Annotated in this window: 17 protein-coding genes; 6 read left to right on the top strand and 11 right to left on the bottom strand. The window is 66.3% G+C overall.

Features of this window, described 5'->3' with window-relative positions; genetic code table 11:
• Positions 1 to 110: 110 nt before the first annotated feature.
• Complete coding sequence (locus CGK74_RS06925) at positions 111 to 1,319, bottom strand: sensor histidine kinase (protein WP_240498648.1); 1,209 nt, start codon at positions 1,317 to 1,319, stop codon at positions 111 to 113.
• A 396-nt stretch (positions 1,320 to 1,715) separates the two neighbouring features.
• On the opposite strand from CGK74_RS06925, the gene CGK74_RS06930 reads away from it, so the two are divergent.
• Positions 1,716 to 2,270 carry a class I SAM-dependent methyltransferase gene (locus CGK74_RS06930; RefSeq protein WP_094267753.1) on the top strand — a complete coding sequence of 185 codons (555 nt, stop codon included), beginning with the start codon at positions 1,716 to 1,718 and terminating at the stop codon, positions 2,268 to 2,270.
• On the opposite strand, the gene mnmH is transcribed toward CGK74_RS06930, so the two are convergent.
• Positions 2,267 to 3,310: a tRNA 2-selenouridine(34) synthase MnmH gene (gene mnmH, locus CGK74_RS06935; RefSeq protein WP_094267754.1), complete on the bottom strand. Its 1,044-nt coding sequence runs from the start codon at positions 3,308 to 3,310 to the stop codon at positions 2,267 to 2,269. The two genes, CGK74_RS06930 and mnmH, sit on opposite strands and share 4 nt — an antisense overlap.
• 47 nt (positions 3,311 to 3,357) lie before the next feature.
• Here mnmH and selD point away from each other — a divergent pair, with 47 nt between their 5' ends.
• Complete coding sequence (selD, locus tag CGK74_RS06940) at positions 3,358 to 4,398, top strand: selenide, water dikinase SelD (RefSeq protein ID WP_094267755.1); 1,041 nt, start codon at positions 3,358 to 3,360, stop codon at positions 4,396 to 4,398.
• Between the two features lie 9 nt (positions 4,399 to 4,407).
• Here the strand turns inward: selD and CGK74_RS06945 are convergent, their stop codons facing one another.
• Positions 4,408 to 5,022, bottom strand: coding sequence for an arylesterase (locus tag CGK74_RS06945; protein WP_094267965.1), 615 nt, complete (start codon positions 5,020 to 5,022; stop codon positions 4,408 to 4,410).
• Here CGK74_RS06945 and CGK74_RS06950 point away from each other — a divergent pair.
• The gene (locus CGK74_RS06950) at positions 5,006 to 5,737 is read left to right on the top strand and encodes an ABC transporter ATP-binding protein (protein WP_094267756.1); all 732 of its coding nucleotides are present in this window, start codon (positions 5,006 to 5,008) and stop codon (positions 5,735 to 5,737) included. The genes CGK74_RS06945 and CGK74_RS06950 overlap by 17 nt on opposite strands.
• A 4-nt stretch (positions 5,738 to 5,741) precedes the next feature.
• Here CGK74_RS06950 and serB read toward each other — a convergent pair whose 3' ends face one another.
• Together serB and CGK74_RS06960 are read right to left on the bottom strand one after the other, a co-directional pair.
• Positions 5,742 to 6,572, bottom strand: a complete 831-nt coding sequence (gene serB / locus CGK74_RS06955; RefSeq protein WP_094267757.1) for a phosphoserine phosphatase SerB — start codon at positions 6,570 to 6,572, stop codon at positions 5,742 to 5,744.
• A complete protein-coding gene (locus tag CGK74_RS06960) occupies positions 6,569 to 7,648 on the bottom strand; it encodes a 3-deoxy-7-phosphoheptulonate synthase (protein ID WP_094267758.1) in 1,080 nt (359 codons plus the stop codon). The genes serB and CGK74_RS06960 overlap by 4 nt, the downstream gene beginning before the upstream one ends.
• Before the next feature lie 299 nt (positions 7,649 to 7,947).
• Between CGK74_RS06960 and CGK74_RS06965 the strand changes: the two genes are divergently transcribed.
• On the top strand, positions 7,948 to 9,927 hold the full coding sequence (locus CGK74_RS06965; RefSeq protein ID WP_206186204.1) for a putative bifunctional diguanylate cyclase/phosphodiesterase: 1,980 nt from the start codon (positions 7,948 to 7,950) through the stop codon (positions 9,925 to 9,927).
• Here CGK74_RS06965 and corA read toward each other — a convergent pair.
• Complete coding sequence (gene corA / locus CGK74_RS06970) at positions 9,905 to 10,870, bottom strand: magnesium/cobalt transporter CorA (protein ID WP_094267760.1); 966 nt, start codon at positions 10,868 to 10,870, stop codon at positions 9,905 to 9,907. The genes CGK74_RS06965 and corA overlap by 23 nt on opposite strands.
• Before the next feature lie 12 nt (positions 10,871 to 10,882).
• Entirely contained in the window at positions 10,883 to 14,332 is a 3,450-nt protein-coding gene (gene mfd / locus CGK74_RS06975; protein ID WP_094267761.1) for a transcription-repair coupling factor, read from the bottom strand.
• Positions 14,333 to 14,568: 236 nt separating this feature from the next.
• Between mfd and CGK74_RS06980 the strand changes: the two genes are divergently transcribed.
• Positions 14,569 to 15,372 (top strand): alpha/beta fold hydrolase, encoded by an 804-nt coding sequence (locus tag CGK74_RS06980; RefSeq protein WP_094267762.1) that lies wholly within the window; start codon positions 14,569 to 14,571, stop codon positions 15,370 to 15,372.
• Positions 15,373 to 15,427: 55 nt separating this feature from the next.
• Complete coding sequence (locus CGK74_RS06985) at positions 15,428 to 16,120, top strand: nitroreductase (RefSeq protein ID WP_094267763.1); 693 nt, start codon at positions 15,428 to 15,430, stop codon at positions 16,118 to 16,120.
• A 55-nt stretch (positions 16,121 to 16,175) separates the two neighbouring features.
• Here the strand turns inward: CGK74_RS06985 and CGK74_RS06990 are convergent, their stop codons facing one another.
• The 4 genes from CGK74_RS06990 to amrB are packed head-to-tail and all read right to left on the bottom strand — an operon-like array spanning position 16,176 to position 19,333.
• The gene (locus CGK74_RS06990; RefSeq protein ID WP_094267764.1) at positions 16,176 to 16,832 is read right to left on the bottom strand and encodes a dienelactone hydrolase family protein; all 657 of its coding nucleotides are present in this window, start codon (positions 16,830 to 16,832) and stop codon (positions 16,176 to 16,178) included.
• Entirely contained in the window at positions 16,829 to 17,959 is a 1,131-nt protein-coding gene (gene amrS, locus CGK74_RS06995; protein ID WP_094267765.1) for an AmmeMemoRadiSam system radical SAM enzyme, read from the bottom strand. Before amrS ends, CGK74_RS06990 begins: the two co-directional genes overlap by 4 nt.
• Positions 17,956 to 18,522 carry an AmmeMemoRadiSam system protein A gene (amrA, locus tag CGK74_RS07000; RefSeq protein WP_094267766.1) on the bottom strand — a complete coding sequence of 189 codons (567 nt, stop codon included), beginning with the start codon at positions 18,520 to 18,522 and terminating at the stop codon, positions 17,956 to 17,958. Before amrA ends, amrS begins: the two co-directional genes overlap by 4 nt.
• A complete protein-coding gene (gene amrB, locus CGK74_RS07005; protein WP_094267767.1) occupies positions 18,509 to 19,333 on the bottom strand; it encodes an AmmeMemoRadiSam system protein B in 825 nt (274 codons plus the stop codon). Before amrB ends, amrA begins: the two co-directional genes overlap by 14 nt.
• Between the last annotated feature and the right edge of the window lie 34 nt (positions 19,334 to 19,367).

Genomic DNA, 19,367 nt, shown 5'->3' on the forward strand with positions numbered 1-19,367 from the left:
GCCAGAACTTATCCGCAGATTATACTGCAGTGCACAATGACGTAGGCGGCTCGGTGTACGCGTGTTTTCCCTAGTGTGCGGAGCTAACGCGAACCATGTCACGCCCATGATCAATTGCCGAGCGTGAAAAGGAAGCGGGCCCCTTCGCCGGGCCGCGACTCGGCCCGGATCGAGCCCTCATGGCGCTGCACGATGCGCTGCACGGTGGCCAGCCCGATCCCCGTGCCCGGGAACTCCTCGGGCGCGTGGAGCCGATGGAAGGGGCGGAAAAGGTTTCCCGCGTGTTCCATGTCAAAGCCGGCGCCATTGTCCTCGACGCAGAACACGCGGCGCCCGCCGGTGCGTTCGGCCCGGAACACGATGCGCGCCTTCGCTTGCTTCGCGGTGAACTTCCACGCGTTACGCAACAGGTTGTCCAGCACCACATGCATCAGGCCGCGGTCGGCGGTGACGATGAGGCCCTGCGTGATCTCGAACTCGACCTGCCGGCCAGGCTCCTCCGCCGTCAGCTGATCGATGATCTGGCGCGCCACGTCGGACAGGTCGAAAGTCTCCTTCTTCAGCGGTTGCCGGGTCAGGGTCGCCAGCTGGATCAGGGCATCGATGAGCTCGGCCATGCGCTCGGTGGCCTTGCGAATGCGGTCGAGGTACGCCCGCACGTTCGGTTCGATGTGCCCTTCGAGTTCCTGTTCGACAATGCGCGCAAAACCGTCGATCGCCCGCAGCGGGCTCCGGAGGTCGTGTGACACCGAGTAGGAGAAGGCCTCGAGCTCACGGTTGGACGCCTCGAGTTCGGCGGTACGCAGGCGCACGCGCGCTTCGAGTTCCTGATTGAGGTTGCGCAGGGTCAATTCGGCGACCTTGCGTACCGAGATGTCGTCGATCGTTCCCGCCAGCCCGTCCGCCACGCCGTCGGCACCACCGACGGGGCGACAGGTCACTTCGACCCAGCGGATCTCGCCGCCGCGCGTGCGCAACCGGAACTCGAACTCCGCTTCGCTGCTGAGTCCATGCAGTACATCGTGCAGGACCTGTCCCGCGCGCTCGCGTTCATCCGGGTGAAGGTAATCGATCAGGGGTTTACCGAGACAGCGTCGAACGGCATAACCGCTGAGCTTGCCCCAGGCCTGATTGAGGAAGATCAGGCGCAGCGTGTCGTCGGTACGGAAAATGACTTCCCGCACCGACTCCACCATGTCGATGTCCGGCTGGTTCTCGCCATGGGTCAGGACTCGCACCGAGGGCCGCTCGGCGCGGGCGGTCTTGCGTGCGACGCACATGTCGGCCGCGACTGTCGTGACCGCGGGAGCGACCGTCATCCCGTCTGCGGGGGTGATCGCCTTTGTTGGCCTGCGGCGACGCCCGAGAAGGAAACCGCCGATGAGGCCGGCGAGCAGGGCGAGGGGGATCGACCACAAGGCGAGTGTGCCGGCACCCGTACTCGCCGTCGCGGCCTGCGGGATCAGAAGCAGGAACGCTGCCGCACCCCTTCGGCACCAGCCGTACGCGAGTGCAGCAGGCATTGGATTCGCTGTCACGCGCAGCTCGAAGTCCTTTCGCAATGGATGCGACACGGGCGTCCATTGGCTTGTTGCTGTTGGCCAATCTATAGCACAGTTCGCAACGCAGCGGCGTGCCGGCGGCGGGCTCGTTAGAATGAAGCCTGCACAATACACGCGCCTCCAGCTCTGGGGCGCGGACCAACGGACCCATCCATGCTTGAACAGCTTCATCCCTCCGCCGTGACGCCCTCAACCTGGGTGACCCGTTTCGCACCCCTCATCGCCGGGGGGGGCGAGGTGCTTGACTTCGCCTGCGGCAGCGGGCGGCATGCGCGCTGGCTGGCGCAACGGGGCTATCGGGTGGAAGCGGTCGACCGCGACGGCATCGCCCTGCAGTTGCTGCACGGACTGCCCAAGGTCCATACGCTTGAGGCCGATCTTGAAGCCGGCGGCTGGCCGTACGGCGGGCGCAGCTTCGACGGCCTGGTGGTGACCAACTATCTGTTCCGTCCGCGCTTCGAGCAGTTGCTTGACCTGCTTCGGCCGGGCGGCGTGCTCATCTACGAGACTTTCATGCTGGGCAACGAGCGCTTCGGCAAGCCGAGCAATCCCGACTTCCTGCTGCGTCCGAACGAGTTGCTGCAACGCCTGGCCGGCAACTGGACCATCGTCGCCTTCGAGCAGGGGGAGGTGCAGCAGCCGCGCCCGGCTGTCGTTCAGCGCGTCTGCGCCGTGCGCGGACAGCCGGGAACGCTGGTGCTGCCTTAGGCCGCGAGGATGCGCCGGGCCAGGTCGTGAATGCCCGCGTCGCTCAGGTCGTCGCAGGACAGGCGGGGCGCAGCGGCAAAGCCTGCATAGTTGCCGTTCTGCGAGCGCCGGTAGAGCGGGTCGTAGTGCAGGTCGATCAGTTCCCCGAACAGGGTGGCCAGCTCGCGCTGCGCGGCCAGTTCGTGCCAGCGCGCAATCGTTTCGCGGCTCTGCAGGTCGGCGAGGCGGGCAATGTTGGCCTGCAGAAGGGTGACATCGTCGCCGAGGTAGCCATAGTCCCGGACGAGGAAGTCCAGCCGCGCGTCGCGTGTTGCGTCGATGGCGATGCAGGGCGAGCGCCGCATCGACAGAATCAGGGGCTCGGGGACGAAGACGAGACCGATTTTTCGGCTTTCGGCCTCGACATACACAGGTCGGGCAGGGTCGAACACCTGCAGCCGCGCGCACAGCATCGTTTCGAAGCCCTTCTGCGTGGGCTGCGGCCGGTCGGGGAGAGCGCCGAGCACCGAGCCCTTGTGCGCGGCCAGATCCTCGAGATCCAGCGTCTGCGCGCCAGCCTGCGCCAGCGCCTCGAGCACCCGCGTCTTGGCGCTACCCGTCGGTCCGCACACGACCTGCCATTGCAGCGCTGGTGCAATGCGGGCGATGTTGTCGATGACCTGGTGGCGGAAGCTCTTGTAGCCGCCCTGCAGTTGATGCGCATCCCAGCCAACCATCCGCAGCCAGGTTGCGAACGAGCCGCTGCGCTGCCCGCCACGCCAGCAGTAGATCAGCGGACGCCAGCTCTTGGGCTTGTCCTTCAGGTAAGTCTGCAGGTGGTGCGCGATGTTCTCTGCCACCAGCGCCCCGCCCAGTCGACGGGCCTCGAAGGCCGACTGCTGCTTGTACATGGTGCCGACCACGATGCGTTGCTCGTTGTCGAGCACGGGGAGATTCACCGCGCCGGGGATGTGGTCCTCGGCGAATTCGGCCGGGGTGCGGGCGTCGATGATCTCGTCAAACCCTGACAGCTGTGCTACGGTCGCGACGCCTTTCTGCATGATGTTTGCGGGCGCGCTGCCGCGCGATCGCCACTCCTTTCCCGAACATGAACGAAATCAAACTGACGCAATTCTCCCACGGCGGCGGATGCGGCTGCAAAATCGCCCCGGGCGTGCTGTCCAAACTCCTCGCCACCATGCCCGCCGGCGTCGTGCCGCCTGACCTGCTGGTTGGCACCGACACGGCTGACGACGCCGCGGTGTACCGACTGAACGATCGCCAGGCCATCGTCGCCACCACTGACTTCTTCACGCCGATCGTCGACAACCCTCACGACTTCGGCCGCATTGCCGCCACCAATGCGCTGTCAGATGTCTACGCGATGGGCGCCACACCCATCCTCGCCCTGGCCGTTGTCGGCATGCCGCTCGACAAGCTGCCCCCAGAGGTGATCGGCGAGATCCTCAAGGGCGGGGCCGACGTGTGTCGCGATGCGGGCATCCCGGTTGCCGGCGGTCATTCGATCGACGTACTGGAGCCGATCTACGGCCTGGTCGGTCTCGGCGTGGTCGATCCGGCCAAGGTCAAGACCAATGCGGGCGCACGGGACGGGGACATGCTCGTGCTCAGCAAGCCGCTCGGCATCGGCATCCTGTCCGCCGGCCTCAAGAAGGGCCTGCTTTCGGCCGACGGCTACGCGCAGATGATCCGCTGGACGACGACGCTGAACCGGGCGGGCGCACTGCTTGCGGACATCGACGGCGTGCATGCGGTCACCGACGTGACCGGCTTCGGGCTCGCGGGCCACCTGCTCGAAATGTGCCGCGGCAGCAAACTGGGCGCCGAAGTGCATCTCGATGCGCTGCCCGTCATCGAGGAGGCGGCGGCCCTCGTGCGCGAGGGCATCGCGACCGGCGCTTCCACGCGCAACTGGGCAAGCTACGGCAGCGACGTCGTGTTGCCGGCTGACGCGGCCGAATGGCAGCGCAAGCTGATTACCGACCCCCAGACCTCGGGTGGTCTGCTGATCGCGTGCGCGCCCGAAGCACTGGAATCGGTTCAGACTGCGATCGTGGCCACCCAAGGTGCGCCGGGCACCGTCGTCGGCCGCATGCAGGCCGGGCGTCCGCTGCTGCACGTCGCCTGAGTCCTGCCCTCATTTTCGGCCCAGCAGCGGCTTGAGGCCCTGCCAGACGGTGTCGAGTACGCGAGGCTGGGCCTCGGCCGTCGGGTGTATGCCGTCGGCCAGGAAGAGTTCGGGCTGGTGGGCGAAGCCGTCGAGCAGAAAGGGAACGAGCGGCACCTTGTGTGCCTGCGCGACCTCGGTGAAGGTTTCGGCAAAGCGGCGCGTGTAGGTCACGCCGTAGTTGGGCGGCATCTGCATGCCGACGAGCAGTACCTGCGAGCCCGCAGCGCGGGCAGCGTCGATCATCGCGGTGAGGTTTTCGGCCATGAGCTGCGGACGCAGCCCGCGCAGGCCATCGTTGGCGCCAAGTTCCAGGATGACGATGGACGGTTTGTGCTGCTCCAGCGCCGCAGGCAGGCGGGACCGGCCACCGGCCGAGGTTTCGCCCGAGACGCTGGCATTGACGACGGTGTGACGGAACCCTTCGTCCTTCAGCCGCGTCTGCAACAGGGTGGGCCACGCTTCGCCGGGCTTCAGGCCGTAGCCGGCGGACAGGCTGTCACCCCATACCAGAATCGTCGACGCCTGCGCGGCGCCGGCAAACATCAGCATGAACAAGAAGGTAGCGATGGATCGCAGCGGCATTGAACTCTCCATTCCGGTCATCGAGGTCGAACGCCTCTCCAAGCGTGTCCGCGTGGCCGATACGCAGGACGACCTGCACATTCTGCAGGAAGTCAGCTTTGCCGTTGGTGCCGGCGAATCGGTGGCCATCGTTGGCGCCTCGGGCTCGGGCAAGTCGACGCTGTTGGGATTGCTGGCCGGACTGGATGTTCCCGCGACGGGCACGGTGCGCCTGCAGGGCACCGACCTGTTCCGCCTCGACGAGGACGCTCGCGCCGCGCTGCGCGGCGAGGCGATCGGTTTCGTGTTCCAGTCCTTCCAGCTGCTGCCGGCGCTGACTGCGCTGGAGAACGTCATGTTGCCGCTCGAACTGGCAGGTTTGCCCGATGCGCGCGGTGTGGCGACCCAATGGCTGGAGCGGGTCGGCCTCGCCAGCCGCCTGCGGCACTACCCCAAGCACCTGTCCGGCGGCGAGCAGCAGCGCGTTGCGCTGGCACGCGCTTTCGCCCCCAACCCACGGGTGCTGCTGGCCGACGAGCCCACCGGAAACCTGGATGCGGAAACCGGTCAAGCCGTCATCGAACTGATGTTCAAGCTCAACCGTGAGGTCGGCACGACGCTGATCCTGGTGACGCACGACGAGTCGCTGGCGCGGCGTTGCGGCCGCATGCTGCGCATGACCGCCGGCCGGCTGCGCGAGGAGGTCACCGCGGAGGCGACTCCGTCGCAGGCCTGAGGGTTCAGCCGAAGAGGTCGAGCACGCCGTCCAGGCCGCTGTAGTCAAGGCTGCAATTGGCCACGGCGCGCAGCACGGGCTTGGGGTGGAAGGCAATGCCGAAGCCGGCGGCGTTCATCATCGGGATGTCGTTGGCCCCGTCACCCGCGGCGATGACCTGGTGCGGGGCGAGGCCCAGCGAGTCGCGGATGCGCGTCAGGTGCGCCGCCTTCGCTTCACCGTCGACGATCGCGCCGATCACGCGGCCGGTGAGGTGGCCGTCGATGACTTCCAGCTCGTTGGCAAAGGCATGGTCGAAACCCAGGCGCATCTTCAGCCGCTCGGTGAAGTAGGTGAAGCCGCCGGACACCAGCACGCTGTGGATGCCGGCGCGCTTGAGCCCCTGCATGAGGCGCTCCGCGCCCGGATTGAGCTGCAGCCGTTGGGTGTAGACATCCTCCAGCGCACGCTCGGGTAGCCCACCCAGCAGTGCCACACGCCGGGTCAACGACTCGCGGAAGTCGATCTCGCCCTGCATCGCCGCTTCGGTGATCGCAGCGACCTCGGCCTTCAGGCCCTGCATGTCGGCGATCTCGTCGATGCACTCGATGTTGATCAGCGTCGAATCCATGTCGGTGACGAACAGGCCGAAATCCGCGAGGCGTCGCCCTTCCGGCACCCAGGCGTGGTCCAGTCCGCTGGCCGCGCAGGTCTCGGCAAGCCCGGCATGGGCCTGTGCCCCGACGAGGCGGAAGGAGCGGGGCGTGATCTGCTGGATCTCGCTCGCCCCGGTGAGCTTTGCGACGTTCTTCAGCGCGATGCTGTCGACATCCTCGGCAAGCACCACGAGGTTCATGCAGCGCGCTCCTGCGAACCCTTCGCTTCGCGCAGTACGGCCGCCGCATTGCGGATCATCTCTTCGGTCGTCTCCCAGCCCACGCAGGCATCGGTGACCGAGCAGCCGTACTTCATCTGCGACAGGTCGGCCGGGATCGGCTGATTGCCGGCGACGATGTTGCTTTCGATCATCAGACCGACCACGGACTGGTTGCCTTCGCGGATCTGGTGGATCACGTCCTTCATCACCAGCGGCTGATACTCCGGCTTCTTCCACGAGTTGGCATGTGAGCAGTCGACAACGATGTTGCGCGCCAGCTTCGCCTTGGCGAGGGCCTGTTCGGCCAGCGAGATCGACACCGAGTCGTAGTTGGGCCGGCCACCGCCGCCGCGCAGCACGACATGGCCGTAGGGGTTGCCGCGAGTGCGAGTGATGGCGGACTGGCCCTGGTTGTTGATGCCGAGGAAGCTGTGCGGATGCGCGGCCGAGATGATGGCGTTGATGGCAACTTCGAGGTCGCCATCGGTCGCATTCTTGAAGCCGACCGGGGTCGACAGGCCGGAAGACATCTCGCGGTGCGTCTGGGACTCGGAGGTGCGCGCACCGATGGCGGTCCACGAGATGAGGTCGCCGTAGTACTGCGGCGCGATCGGGTCGAGCGCCTCGGTGCCGGTGGGCAGGCCGATCTCGCTCACGTCGAGCAGGAACTTGCGCGCGCGCTCCATGCCGACGTCGATGCGGAACGAATCGTCCATGAACGGATCGTTGATGAAACCCTTCCAGCCGGTGGAAGTTCGGGGCTTTTCGAAGTAGACGCGCATCACCAGCAGCATGGTGTCCGACACCTCGTCGGCCAGCTTCTTGAGGCGGCGTGCGTAGTCCAGGCCGGCGACCGGGTCGTGGATCGAGCACGGACCGACGACGACGAAAACGCGCGGGTCCTTGCGATCGAGGATCTCCATGATGGCCTTGCGGCCAGCCACCACCGACGCGGCTGCGCGCTCGGTCATCGGGACGCGAGCCTTGACCTCCTCGGGCGAGGGCATGTGGTCGAAGGCAGCGACGTTGAGGTTCTCGGTCTGGGCGAGGGGCATTCGGTACTCCGGGTGCGGCATGAAGAATGGGGGCAGGTCGCGGATTGTAACCCGAAGCACGGCTCACTCCGCCTGCGCCGCCGGGCCACGCCTCACCGGCTCCAGCGGAGGCGTTCATGCCATGTGGGCCTGATATCGGGTTAAACTCCGCCACTTTACAACCCCGAGCGGTAACCGGATTTCGCCATGACCGGTCAGCCCCTGCTGCATTTGAAGACCTCCGCCACTGTTTCGATGCCAGATCGTTGGCCCGCGAGCCCTGCGGATTGTTCTGTCGGCAAGCTGGCGACGTGACGAACGTGCTTTCCCGCCTGACGCGATATTTCCGCAGCCCCGCCTACCTGCTGATGGGGCTGGTGCTGTCGATGAGCATTGCCGGTGTGTGGTTGCTGGTCACGAATGTGACCCAGATCCGGGCGTCGCTGCCGATCGAGGTACTGCATCGCGACCGCGAGCTTGCAGACCTGCTGTATGAAGTGTCGCGCCTGGAGGCGCTGCTCGACCGCGTTCGACTCGGCGACACCGAGATAGACAACCGTGATCTCCGGCTCGCGGTCGGCGAGGTTCGCATCCGCTTGTCCGATCGCCCCGGTGCGTTCGGAGGGGACCTGGGACGCGAGCTTGAGTCGCTGCACGGGCGGATCCACACGACGCTCGCAGCGCTGGACTCGACGCTTCGTGGCAGCTCGCCCGCCATCCTGAGGGCCATCCCTGCCTATTTCGACGACGTCGTGGCGCAGCGGCGTGCGCTCCGCGCGCTGAGCATCTCCGCATCCGACGCGACGATGGCTCAGGCGGCAGAACAAGGCGATGCATTGAGCCGGCTCTACAGCCGCACCACCGTGGTCATCGGCCTGCTCGGCGCCTTCGGCCTGAGCCTGTTGCAGCTGCTGAACCTGCAGCGGCGAGTGATCCGTCGCCAGGAGGCGGCAGAGAAGGAAGTGCGGCAGCTCTCGTTCTTCGATCCTCTGACAGGCCTGGCGAACCGGCGCACGCTGACCGAACGCCTGCGCCACGCGCTGGCGGTGCATGCGCGCCAGCATCTGCATGGCGCGCTGCTGTTCATCGACCTCGACCATTTCAAGACCCTCAACGAAACGCGCGGCCACGCCTTTGGCGACCAGCTCTTGCGGGAGGTGGCGCGTCGGCTGGTCGATTGCGTACCCGACGCTGCCACGATCGCGCGCCTGGGGGGCGACGAGTTCGTCGTGATGCTGGAAGACATCGGCCCGACGCCGGAAGCAGCCGCAAGACAGGCAGAGTCCGTGGCCCGCGCGATCCTCGACGCATTGAACCAGACCTATCTCCTCGCAGACGATGAGACGCACAGCACCCCCAGCATCGGGATTGCGCTGTTTGACGCCCAGGGCGAGCAGGTCGACGAATTGCTCAAGCGCGCCGATCTCGCCATGTACCAGGCCAAGGAGGCGGGGCGGAACACCTTGCGCTTCTTCGATCCGGTCATTCAGCAAAGGGTACGGGAGCAGTCGGAACTGGAGGCGGACCTGCGGCGCGGCCTGCGTGATGGCCAGTTCTCGCTGCGCTACCAGGCGCAGTTCGACCGGGAGGGCAGGGCGGTCGGTGCCGAGGCTCTGGTGCGCTGGCGTCATCCGTTCAAGGGCATGGTGCCGCCGGCCGACTTCATCCCGCTTGCCGAAAGCTCCGGCCTGATCCTGCCGCTGGGCCGCTGGGTGATGCGGGCCGCCTGTCGCGAACTCAAGGCATGGCAACTTCACGACGCCACGCGCGGATTGACGATGGCAGTGAATGTCAGTGCGCGGCAATTCCGCCACAGCGACTTCGTCGCCGAGGTCGAGGCAGTGCTGCACGAGACCGGCGCGCCCCCGTCGCTGCTCAAGCTCGAGATCACCGAGAGCCTGTTGCTCGAAGACGCCGATGAGGTGATCGCGCGCATGCGGTGCCTGCGCCAGCTCGGTGTCAGTTTTGCCATCGACGATTTCGGTACGGGCTACTCGTCGCTCGCCTATCTGAAGCGGCTACCGCTGTCGCAGCTGAAGATCGATCGCAGTTTCGTCCGCGATGTCCTGACGGACTCGAACGACGCCGCGATCGCCCGCACGGTGATTGGCCTTGGGCGCAGTCTTGGCCTGCAGGTGGTGGGGGAAGGGGTCGAGACCGCCGAACAGCACGCCTTCCTGCTCAGTCACGGCTGCGATGCGTTCCAGGGCTTCCTGCTCGGTAAGCCGGTGCCCGATCTGCGCGACGCCTTGCTCGCGCGAACGCTGCCGGCCGGGACTACAGCCAGCGTGCTTTCCTGAAGCGCCACCACAGCAGCGCGCTCGACGCTGCAATCGTTCCCAGCCCGAACAGGTAGCCGTACTCCCACTCCAGCTCAGGCATGTGGTTGAAATTCATGCCCCAGATGCCGGCAAAGGCCGTTGCCACCGCAAAGATCCCCGCCCAGGCGGCGAGACGCTTGCTGATCTCGGTCTGGTCGATGGTGACCATCGACAGGTTCACCTGGATCGCGGTACCGATGGTGTCGCGGATGCTGTCGAGCGAGGCATTGATGCGCGTCAGGTGGTCGTAGACGTCGCGGAAGTAATGACGGCTCTTGGCGCAGACCTCGGGCACCCGCCCGCTGTGCAGCTTGCCGGCGGCCTCCATCAAGGGCAGGACAGCGTGCTTGAGCACGGTGACCTTGCGCTTCAAGCGGTACAGGCGACGGATGTTGGACCGCGCCGCGCCCTTGGTGAAGATGCGTTCCTCCAGCGTCTCGACCTCGGTTTCGAGCTTCTCGATCAAGGGGAAGTAGCGGTCCACAACCGCGTCCATCAGTGCGTAGAAGACATAGCCCGCGCCTTTCGCGAGCATCTTCGGCTCGCGCTCACAGCGGGCGCGGACGCCGAGAAAGTCGCGGCTGCTGTTGTTGCGCACCGACAGGATGTAGTTGGGCCCGACGAAGACGTGCACCTCGCCGACGTCGAGCGTACCTTCGCGCTCCTCGACCAGATGCATCACGGCGAAGAGTTCATCGTCATATTCCTCGACCTTGGGGCGCTGATGGCCGTGGTTGGCGTCCTCGACGGCCAACTCGTGCAGGCCGAACTCCTCTTTCATCACCGCCAGCTCGTCGGCCGTCGCATCCTTCAGCGCCACCCACACGAAGGTGTCGGGCTGCTGAAGGTAGTCGCTGATGTCCTCAACCGGCAGATCGGCCAGCTTGCGGCCGTGCTGGTAAGCGGTGCAGTTGATGAGCATGCTTGCCGTCGCCTACGCCTTGACCGCGTCGAGCAGGTCCTTCACCGCCTTCACCCGGTCCTTCAGGTTGGGCAGGCTGGCGCGGCGTACCAGCTTTTCCGGGCCGGCCATCTTGGTGCTGCGGTCCTTCTGGATCAGGAAGATCACCTTCACCGGGTCGATCGGCGCGTCCTTGCCGAACTGAACGCTGATCTGCGCGTCCGACGCATCCAGCTTCTGCACGCCGTAGTCCTTCACCAGCATGCGCAGGCGGTGGGTCTCGATCAGCGCTGCGGTCTGTGGCGGCAGCTCGCCGAAGCGGTCGATGAGTTCCTCCTGCAGCGCACGCAGGTCATCCTCGATCTCGCAGTTGGCCAGGCGCTTGTACAGCGTCAGGCGCTCCTGCACGTCGGGGCAGTAGTCGGTGGGCAGCAACGCAGGCGTATGCAGGTTGATCTCGGACACGACCTCCAGCGGCTGCGACAGGTCGGGCTCCTTACCGGCCTGCAGGTCCTTGACCGCGCGCTTGAGCATCTCGGTGTACAGGCTGAAGCCGACCTGCTGGATCTCGCCCGACTGGTTCTCGCCCAGCACCTCGCCGGCGCCGCGGATCTCGAGGTCGTGCATGGCCAGGTAGAAACCCGAGCCGAGGTCCTCCATCATCGCAATGGCTTCTAGCCGCTTCTGCGCCTGCGCCGTGGGCTTGGCGCCCGGCATGGTCAGCAGGTACGCATAGGCCTGGTGGTGGCTGCGGCCGACGCGACCGCGCAACTGGTGCAGCTGCGCCAGGCCGAAGCGGTCGGCACGGTTGATGATGATGGTGTTGGCGGTGGGAATGTTGATGCCAGTCTCGATGATGGTGGTGCACAGCAGCAGGTTGGCGCGCTGCTGGGTGAAGTCGCGCATCACGCGCTCGAGCTCGCGCTCGGGCAACTGTCCGTGGCCGACGACGATGCGCGCCTCGGGCAGCAACTCCTCGAGGTCGTTGCGCATGTTGTCGATGGTGTCGACCTCGTTGTGCAGGAAGTACACCTGGCCGCCACGCTTGAACTCGCGCAGCACCGCCTCGCGGATCACGCCTCGGCTGGACGGCTGGACGAAGGTCTTGATCGCCAGGCGCTTCTGCGGCGCGGTGGCGATCACCGAGAATTCGCGCAGGCCTTCCATCGCCAGGCCGAGCGTTCGCGGGATCGGTGTGGCGGTGAGCGTCAGGATGTCGACCTCGGAGCGCAGTTGCTTGAGCGACTCCTTCTGGCGCACGCCGAATCGGTGCTCTTCGTCGATGATCACCAGCCCCAGGCGCTTGAACACCACGTCCTTCTGCAGCAGACGATGGGTGCCAATGATGATGTCGACCTTGCCTTCTGCGAGCAGCTGCAGCGCCTCGGCCTGCTCCTTGGCCGACTTGAAGCGCGACAGCTCGGCGATCCTGATCGGCCAGTCGGCGAAGCGGTCGGCGAAGGTCTGGTAATGCTGTTCTGCGAGCAGCGTGGTCGGGCACAGCACCACGACCTGCTTGCCATCGGCGACTGCGATAAAGGCGGCACGCAGCGCGACCTCGGTCTTGCCGAAGCCGACATCGCCGCACACCAGGCGGTCCATCGGGCGGCCGGACTTCATGTCGGCCACCACGGCATCGATCGCGGCCTGCTGGTCGGGCGTGGTCTCGAAACCGAAGGCCTCGGCAAAGGCTTCTAGGTCGTGCTGCTTGAAGTCGAAGCGGTGGCCGGGTCGTGCGGCACGCTGAGCGTAGAGGGCGAGCAGTTCGGCAGCGGTGTCGCGCACCTGCATCGCGGCCTTCTTCTTGGCCTTTTCCCACTGCCCGGAACCCAGACGGTGAAGGTCCACGGCTTCCGGGTCGGCGCCGGCGTAGCGGGTGATGACGTGCAGCTGCGACACCGGCACGTAGAGCTTATCGCCGCCGTTGTATTCCAGGTGCAGGAACTCGGTGTCGCCCTCGCCGAGGTTCATGTGGATGAGGCCGAGGTAGCGACCGATGCCGTGAGACACGTGCACCACCGGGTCGCCGACCTTGAGCTCGGACAGGTCGCGCAGCCAGCCTTCCATGGTTGCCGCCTTGCGCGCGTCGCGGCGGGCGCGGGTGCGGACGGTAGCGGCGTAGAGCTCGGTCTCGGTGAGCACCGCGAGCTTCGCTGCCGGCAGCACGAAGCCGCGTGCGAGCGGGGCGACGCCGAGTACGAGGCGCGCGTCCGAGTCAAGGAAAGCGCCGAAGTCGGCGCTGACCTCGGGCTTGACGCCATACTCGGCAAAGAACTCCGCCATCGTCTCGCGCCGGCCGGGCGAATCCGACAGCAGCAGCACGCGGCCGTCGAAGCCATCGAGGAAGGCTTTCAACTTGTGCAGCGGGTCGGTGGCCTTGCGCTCGACCGCGACGTCGGGCGGCGGCAGTGCAAGTGCGTCCGCGGTGTGGGGCGCGGCCTCCGTGCCGATGGCCAGGCGGGGCAGGTTCTTCAGCGCGATGAAGAACGCCTCGTCCGTCAGGAACAGCTGCTCTGGCGCCAGCACCGGCCGGGTCCGGTCACCCTTCAACAGGTCGTAGCGGGATCGCGTGTCCTTCCAGAACTCCGCGATCGCCGCCGGCACGTCGCGGTGTAGCAGCACAACCGTGTCGGCGGGCAGGTAGTCGAGCAGCGTCGCGGTGTCGTCGAAGAACAGCGGAAGGTAGTACTCGATGCCGGCCGGGGCGATGCCGTTGGAGACGTCCTTGTAGATCGCCGCACGCGTCGGATCGCCCTCGAAGGTCTCGCGGAAGCGGCTGCGGAAGCGCGTGCGCCCCTTGTCGTCGAGCGGGAATTCGCGCGCCGGCAGCAGGCGGATCTCCTTGGTTGGATACACCGTGCGCTGGGTGTCCGGATCGAAGGTCTTGATGCTCTCGACCTCGTCGTCGAACAGGTCGATGCGGAAGGGCAGCGGCGAACCCATCGGAAACAGGTCGACCAGGCCGCCACGCACCGAGAACTCGCCCGGGCTCACGACCTGGGTGACGTGCGCATAGCCCGCGAGCGCCATCTGGGCCTTGAACTGCTCGACGTCGAGCTTCTCGCCTTGCTTGAGGAAGAAGGTATAGGCGGCGAGATAGGAGGGCGGCGCCATGCGGTACAGCGCGGTAGACGCCGGTACCAGCAGGACGTCGGTTTCGCCGCGACCGATCGCATACAGCGAGGACAGGCGCTCGGAGATCAGATCCTGGTGGGGCGAAAAGTTGTCGTAGGGCAGGGTCTCCCAGTCTGGCAGCAGATGCACGCGCAGCCCGGGTGAGGCCCAGCCGATCTCTTCCTGCAGGCGTTGCGCATCCAGCGGATTGGCCGCGATGACGACCAACATGCGGCCGCGACCGGCCAGCTGGGCAACGGCGAGCGCATCGGCGGACCCCGCCAGCGGCGGCAGGTCTGTCCGCGCACCGGGTTTTGGAAGGGGGCTGGTGGCGAGTCTGGCGAGCAGTGAATCGAGGGGATTGGGCATGGGGCGTGACTGAAGGCTCGGCAACACACTGGCTGTAGAGGCCGGGATGCGCGTTTTGAAGACGTAATTATAGGGAAGGCGGCCAGCCTTGGCGGCGGAAGGTAGCGACGGTCGTCGTCGACACCAGGACTTGACGCCGGAACATGCCGTTGACGTCAACGTTAAGTAAACGCATCATCATCCTTCGGGCGAAAGCCAGGCACCATCTACCCCCCACTACTGAATCCCGCGCAACCATGACTCGAAACGTTCCACGACTCGACATTCAGGACCGCTGGTTCGATTCGGGCAGCGGCCGACTGTACGTGCGAACCTGGTTCCCGGAATCGGCCGTGAAGGCCACGCCGATCGTCCTGCTGCATGACTCGCTTGGCAGCGTCGAGCTCTGGCGCGACTTTCCGGCCGCACTCAGCATCCAGACCGGTCGTCGCGTTATTGCCTACGATCGCCTCGGTTTCGGGCAGTCGGATGCCTACCCCGGAAAGCTGCCACTGGACTTCGTCGCACGCGAGGCGGACAGCGGGTTCGAGGCCGTCCGCCGGCAACTCGGCCTTGGCAGCTTCATCGCCTTCGGCCACAGCGTCGGGGGCGGCATGGCCGTGCATTGCGCCGCGCGGTTCGCCGCAGACTGCGCCGCGCTGATCACCGAGTCAGCCCAGGCGTTTGTCGAGGACCGAACCATCGCAGGCATCGAGACGGCACGCGAACTGTTCACCGACACGGCCCAGGTCGAAAGGCTCGCGAAGTATCACGGCGACAAGGCAGCCTGGGTGCTCGACGCCTGGATCGGCTCATGGCTCAGTCCCGCGTTCGCCCCGTGGTCGCTGGATGCAGTGCTGCCGCAGGTGCGTTGTCCGGTGCTCGCGCTTCATGGCGCTGAGGACGAATACGGCAGCCCGCGACACCCTGAACGGATCGGCCGGCTGGTGAGCGGTCCCGCCCGTGTCGAGGTCATGCCAGCGACGCGCCACGTGCCACATCGGGAGCGACCGGCGGACGTACTCGAACGCGTCGCTGACTTCCTGCGCGACATCCCCTGAGCGGCGCATCGCAATCGGCAACGCGCCCCGACAACCCAAGCATGAGACCTTGAGCATGACGAACTCCCTCCAGTCCGCAGTCGACGAAGTGATCCAGAGCCGGTACTCGTGCCGCGCCTTTCTGCCGCGTCCCGTGCCGCGCGCGACGATTGAGGAGATCCTCGCCGTCGCCTCGCGCGCGCCCTCCGGCACCAACATCCAGCCCTGGAAGGCGTGGGTATTGACCGGCGCCACGAAGGCGGCTGTAACCGAACGCCTGCTCGCCGCCTTCGACGACCCGGAAGAGGCTGCGACGCACGCCGACCCTTACCAGTACTACCCCAAACAGTGGATCTCGCCCTACATCGACCGCCGCCGCAAGGTCGGCCTGCAGCTCTACGGTCTGCTCGGGATCCAGAAAGGGGATGCCAAGCGGATGCACGAGCAGTTCGCGCGCAACTACAAGTTCTTCGATGCGCCGGTCGGGCTCATCTTCACTGTCGATCGAGTGATGGAGCAGGGTTCCTGGCTCGACTACGGCATGTTCCTGCAGAACGTCATGCTGGCGGCGAAAGCGCGCGGGCTGGACACCTGCCCACAGGCAGCACTGATCCAGTTCCACCGCATCATCCGCCAGACACTGGAGATCCCGGACAATGAGACGCTGATCTGCGGCATGTCGCTGGGCTACGCCGATCCGGCAGCACCGGAGAACACGCTCCGGACCGAGCGTGCGCCGCTATCGGAGTGGGTCGCCTTTCGCGACTGAGTCGGCGTTTGCTGCGCGGTCGGGCACGGCGCAGTCGGTGGTCCGAACCCGGCTCTCAGGCCTGGGTTGTTCCCTCGGGTTGCGGGAAGTGCTGCCGCAGCCAGGCGCAGGCGGCCCGTGCAGTCAGCAGGTCGTGCTCATGCTCGCTGCCGGTCGCGGGCAGCGCCAGCCAGTGGTGGTCGCCCTTCAGCAGGGGGAAGGCGCGAGAAAGGATGGTGGCTTCCGGCGTGCCCGGCGTCACGATGAAACGCATTGGCGTCCGCACTGCGCGCAGGGGTTCGGCGCCCGCCAGATCGGCGCGCCCGCCCAGGCAGGCGATCGAGCTGAAGGCTTCGGGCGACCGCACCGCGGCGCGCACCGCGGCGGCGCAGCCCGTCCCGGTTGCAATCACCGCAAGCGGCAAACCGACGAGTGGCGGTTGATGTGCCGCCCATTCCACCGCAGCAAGAAGGCGGTCCGTGAGGCGCGGAATGTTGTACGACGCATCCGGGTCGCGCAATGCCTCCTGCCGCGTCAGCAAGTCGACCGTCATGGTGGCAAAGCCGGCCGCCTGCAGTGTCAGTTCCAAGGGGTGCGCCGGATGATCGAGCGCGGGGTGGCCCGACGAATTGAGGCACAGGGCCAGTGCCCTGACGTCCGGCGCATGGGCCAGCGCGCCGTCGAGCCAGACGCCCTGGGCCGGGATGCTGAGGTCGATATGGCGCAGCTTCACGGGGTCGTCCTGCCGCCCATGGGCTGGCGATGGATGGCGACGGGGATGCGACGCGCGCCAAACGCATCGCCCACCGCAGCACCGACCGCACCATAGCGCCCGGCCAGCTTGGTGCCACAGTCGGGACAGGCGCCATGGGCATCCACCGCGTAGCTGCGGATCTCGTACCAGTCGCGCACGATCAGGGCACGGCCGCAACCGGTGCAATGCGTGGTGTCACCTTCGACATCGTGGACATTGCCGGTGTAGACGTGCTTGAGTCCCGCATCCAGCGCGATGCGGCGCGCCCGCGTCAGGGTTGCAGGCGGCGTCGGCGGGACGTCAGTCATCTTGAAGTCGGGATGGAAGGCGCTGAAGTGCAGGGGCACCTCTGCACCGAGTTCGTCATGTACCCATTTCGACAAAGCCTGCAACTCGGTGTCCGAGTCGTTCTGACCGGGGATCAGCAGCGTGGTCAGCTCGACCCATACGTCCGTTTCGTGTTGCAGCCAGACCAGGGTATCGAGCACGGGCTGCAGATGCGCACCACACAGCCGGACGTAGAAATCGTCGGTGAAACCCTTCAGGTCGACATTCGCGGCGTCCATGCGGCTGAAGAAGTCGCGCCGCGCGAACTCGGTGATGTAGCCGGCGGTGACCGCGACGGTCTGCAGGCCGTGCGCATGGCAGGCGTCGGCAACGTCCATCGCGTACTCGGCGAAGATGACCGGGTCGTTGTAGGTAAAGGCGACGCTATGGCAGCCCCAGTGCTTCGCGGTGGCGACGATCTCGTCAGGCGATGCGGCGTCCATCAGGCTGTCCATGTCGCGCGACTTGGAGATGTCCCAGTTCTGGCAGAACTTGCAGGCGAGATTGCAGCCCGCCGTACCGAAGGAGAAGACCTTGCTGCCCGGGTAGAAGTGGTTCAGCGGCTTCTTCTCGATCGGGTCGATGCAGAAACCCGAGCTGCGGCCATAGGTCGTGAGCACGATGCCGTCGCCCTCGCGCATGCGCACGAAGCACGCGCCGCGCTGGTCCTCGTGCAGCTTGCAGAAGCGCGGACAGAGATCGCACTGGATGCGGCCGTCGTCGAGGCGATGCCAGTACAGGCCGGGATGGTTCTGGGTGGTAGCCGGGCTTGCGTTCATGAGGCCTCCGCGCGGGATTCATGCCACTTGCTGACGCTGTAGCGTGCTGCCATCAGGCCGTCCACCGGGCGCTCGACCGGCATGCCGGCCTTGCGCTTGAGCGCGGCGAGGAACATCTCGGGCTGCTGCAGCTGCGACCACACCTGCGGCAGGAAGGTGGCGCTGCGGCAGCCTGCAAAGAGGATGAGGCCGTCCTCGAAGGGGCGCAGTTGGCGCAGCAGGTCGGCTTCGTCGCTGAAGTCGATGAACTCCGGTTCGCTGAGCAGCGACACCTCGATCTCGGCCTGCGCGAACTCGTCGGCACCGAGCGGCGGAAAGCGCGGATCCTGGCTGGCAGCCGCGACGGCATTCGCGATCACGTCGGCCCCCAGCGCGCGTGTGCGCCGCAGGCTGCCGATGCAGCCGCGCAACTCGCCATCGAGCGTCAGCGTGACGAAGGTCGCGCCGCGTTCGGCAAGCCGCGGATCGGCCCCGGGCTCGGGCGCTGGGCCGATCCCGAGGTGATGCGCGATCGCCGCGCGTGCGAGACGCAGCAGTTCGGATCCAAACTCAGTGTCGGGCATGGGCGCCGGGCTCCGGTTCGCAGAAGGCGATGCTCGCGTAGCCGACCACGCGCGTGCGGTCGCCGGCAGTGTCGCCGGAATTGCGCAGATCGAGCAGGTGAGGCTGCAGATGGTGGCGTCGGGCGGCCAGCACCATGCCGTTGAGGGGTGTTGCCCCGCAGGCCTGCTCGTGGTTAAGCCCCGCGCGCAGGGCGATGAGCTGGTCCGCGGTCGAGCGGTCGATCCACTGCGCCTGGCGGTAGGGCAGGTAATGCGAAAGGTCCGAACTGATCACGATCAGTGTCTCGGGACCGCCCCAGAGGGCTTCGATCAGCTCGGCCACGCTCTCGTCGGCAGCGTCGCCGACCAGCAACGGGACAAGCGTGAAGCTGTCGAGCACCATCTGCAGGAAGGGGAGTTGCACTTCAAGACAGTGTTCGAAAGCGTGGGGCGAGTCGTCCACCAGCACATCGTCGCGCGCCTGCAGGGCCAGCCAGTCGGCACGGCTCAGCGGAACCTCGCCAAGCGGAGTCATGAACGCCTGCGCCGCGGGCAGCGAGAACCCGCGCACCACCATGCGATGCGTCGGCCCGAGCATCACGACGCGTCGAATCTGCTCGCGTAGCGGTGCAAGGGCGCGATAGGCGCAGGCGGCGACCGGTCCCGAGTACATGTAACCCGCGTGCGGCACGACGATCGCCTTGGGCGGCGCAACCTGCTCGAGCGGAACGGCCGTCGCGAGCATTTCGGCGAGCTGGATGCGCAGCACACGCTCGTCAGCCGGATAGAACTGGCCGGCGACGGCCGCCGGTCGGACGGAAGCATTGGCCATGCTGAATTCCCTTGCGTCTGACAACGGAAACCCG

Origin of the sequence: Thauera propionica (assembly GCF_002245655.1) — a bacterium.
Taxonomy (GTDB): domain Bacteria; phylum Pseudomonadota; class Gammaproteobacteria; order Burkholderiales; family Rhodocyclaceae; genus Thauera; species Thauera propionica.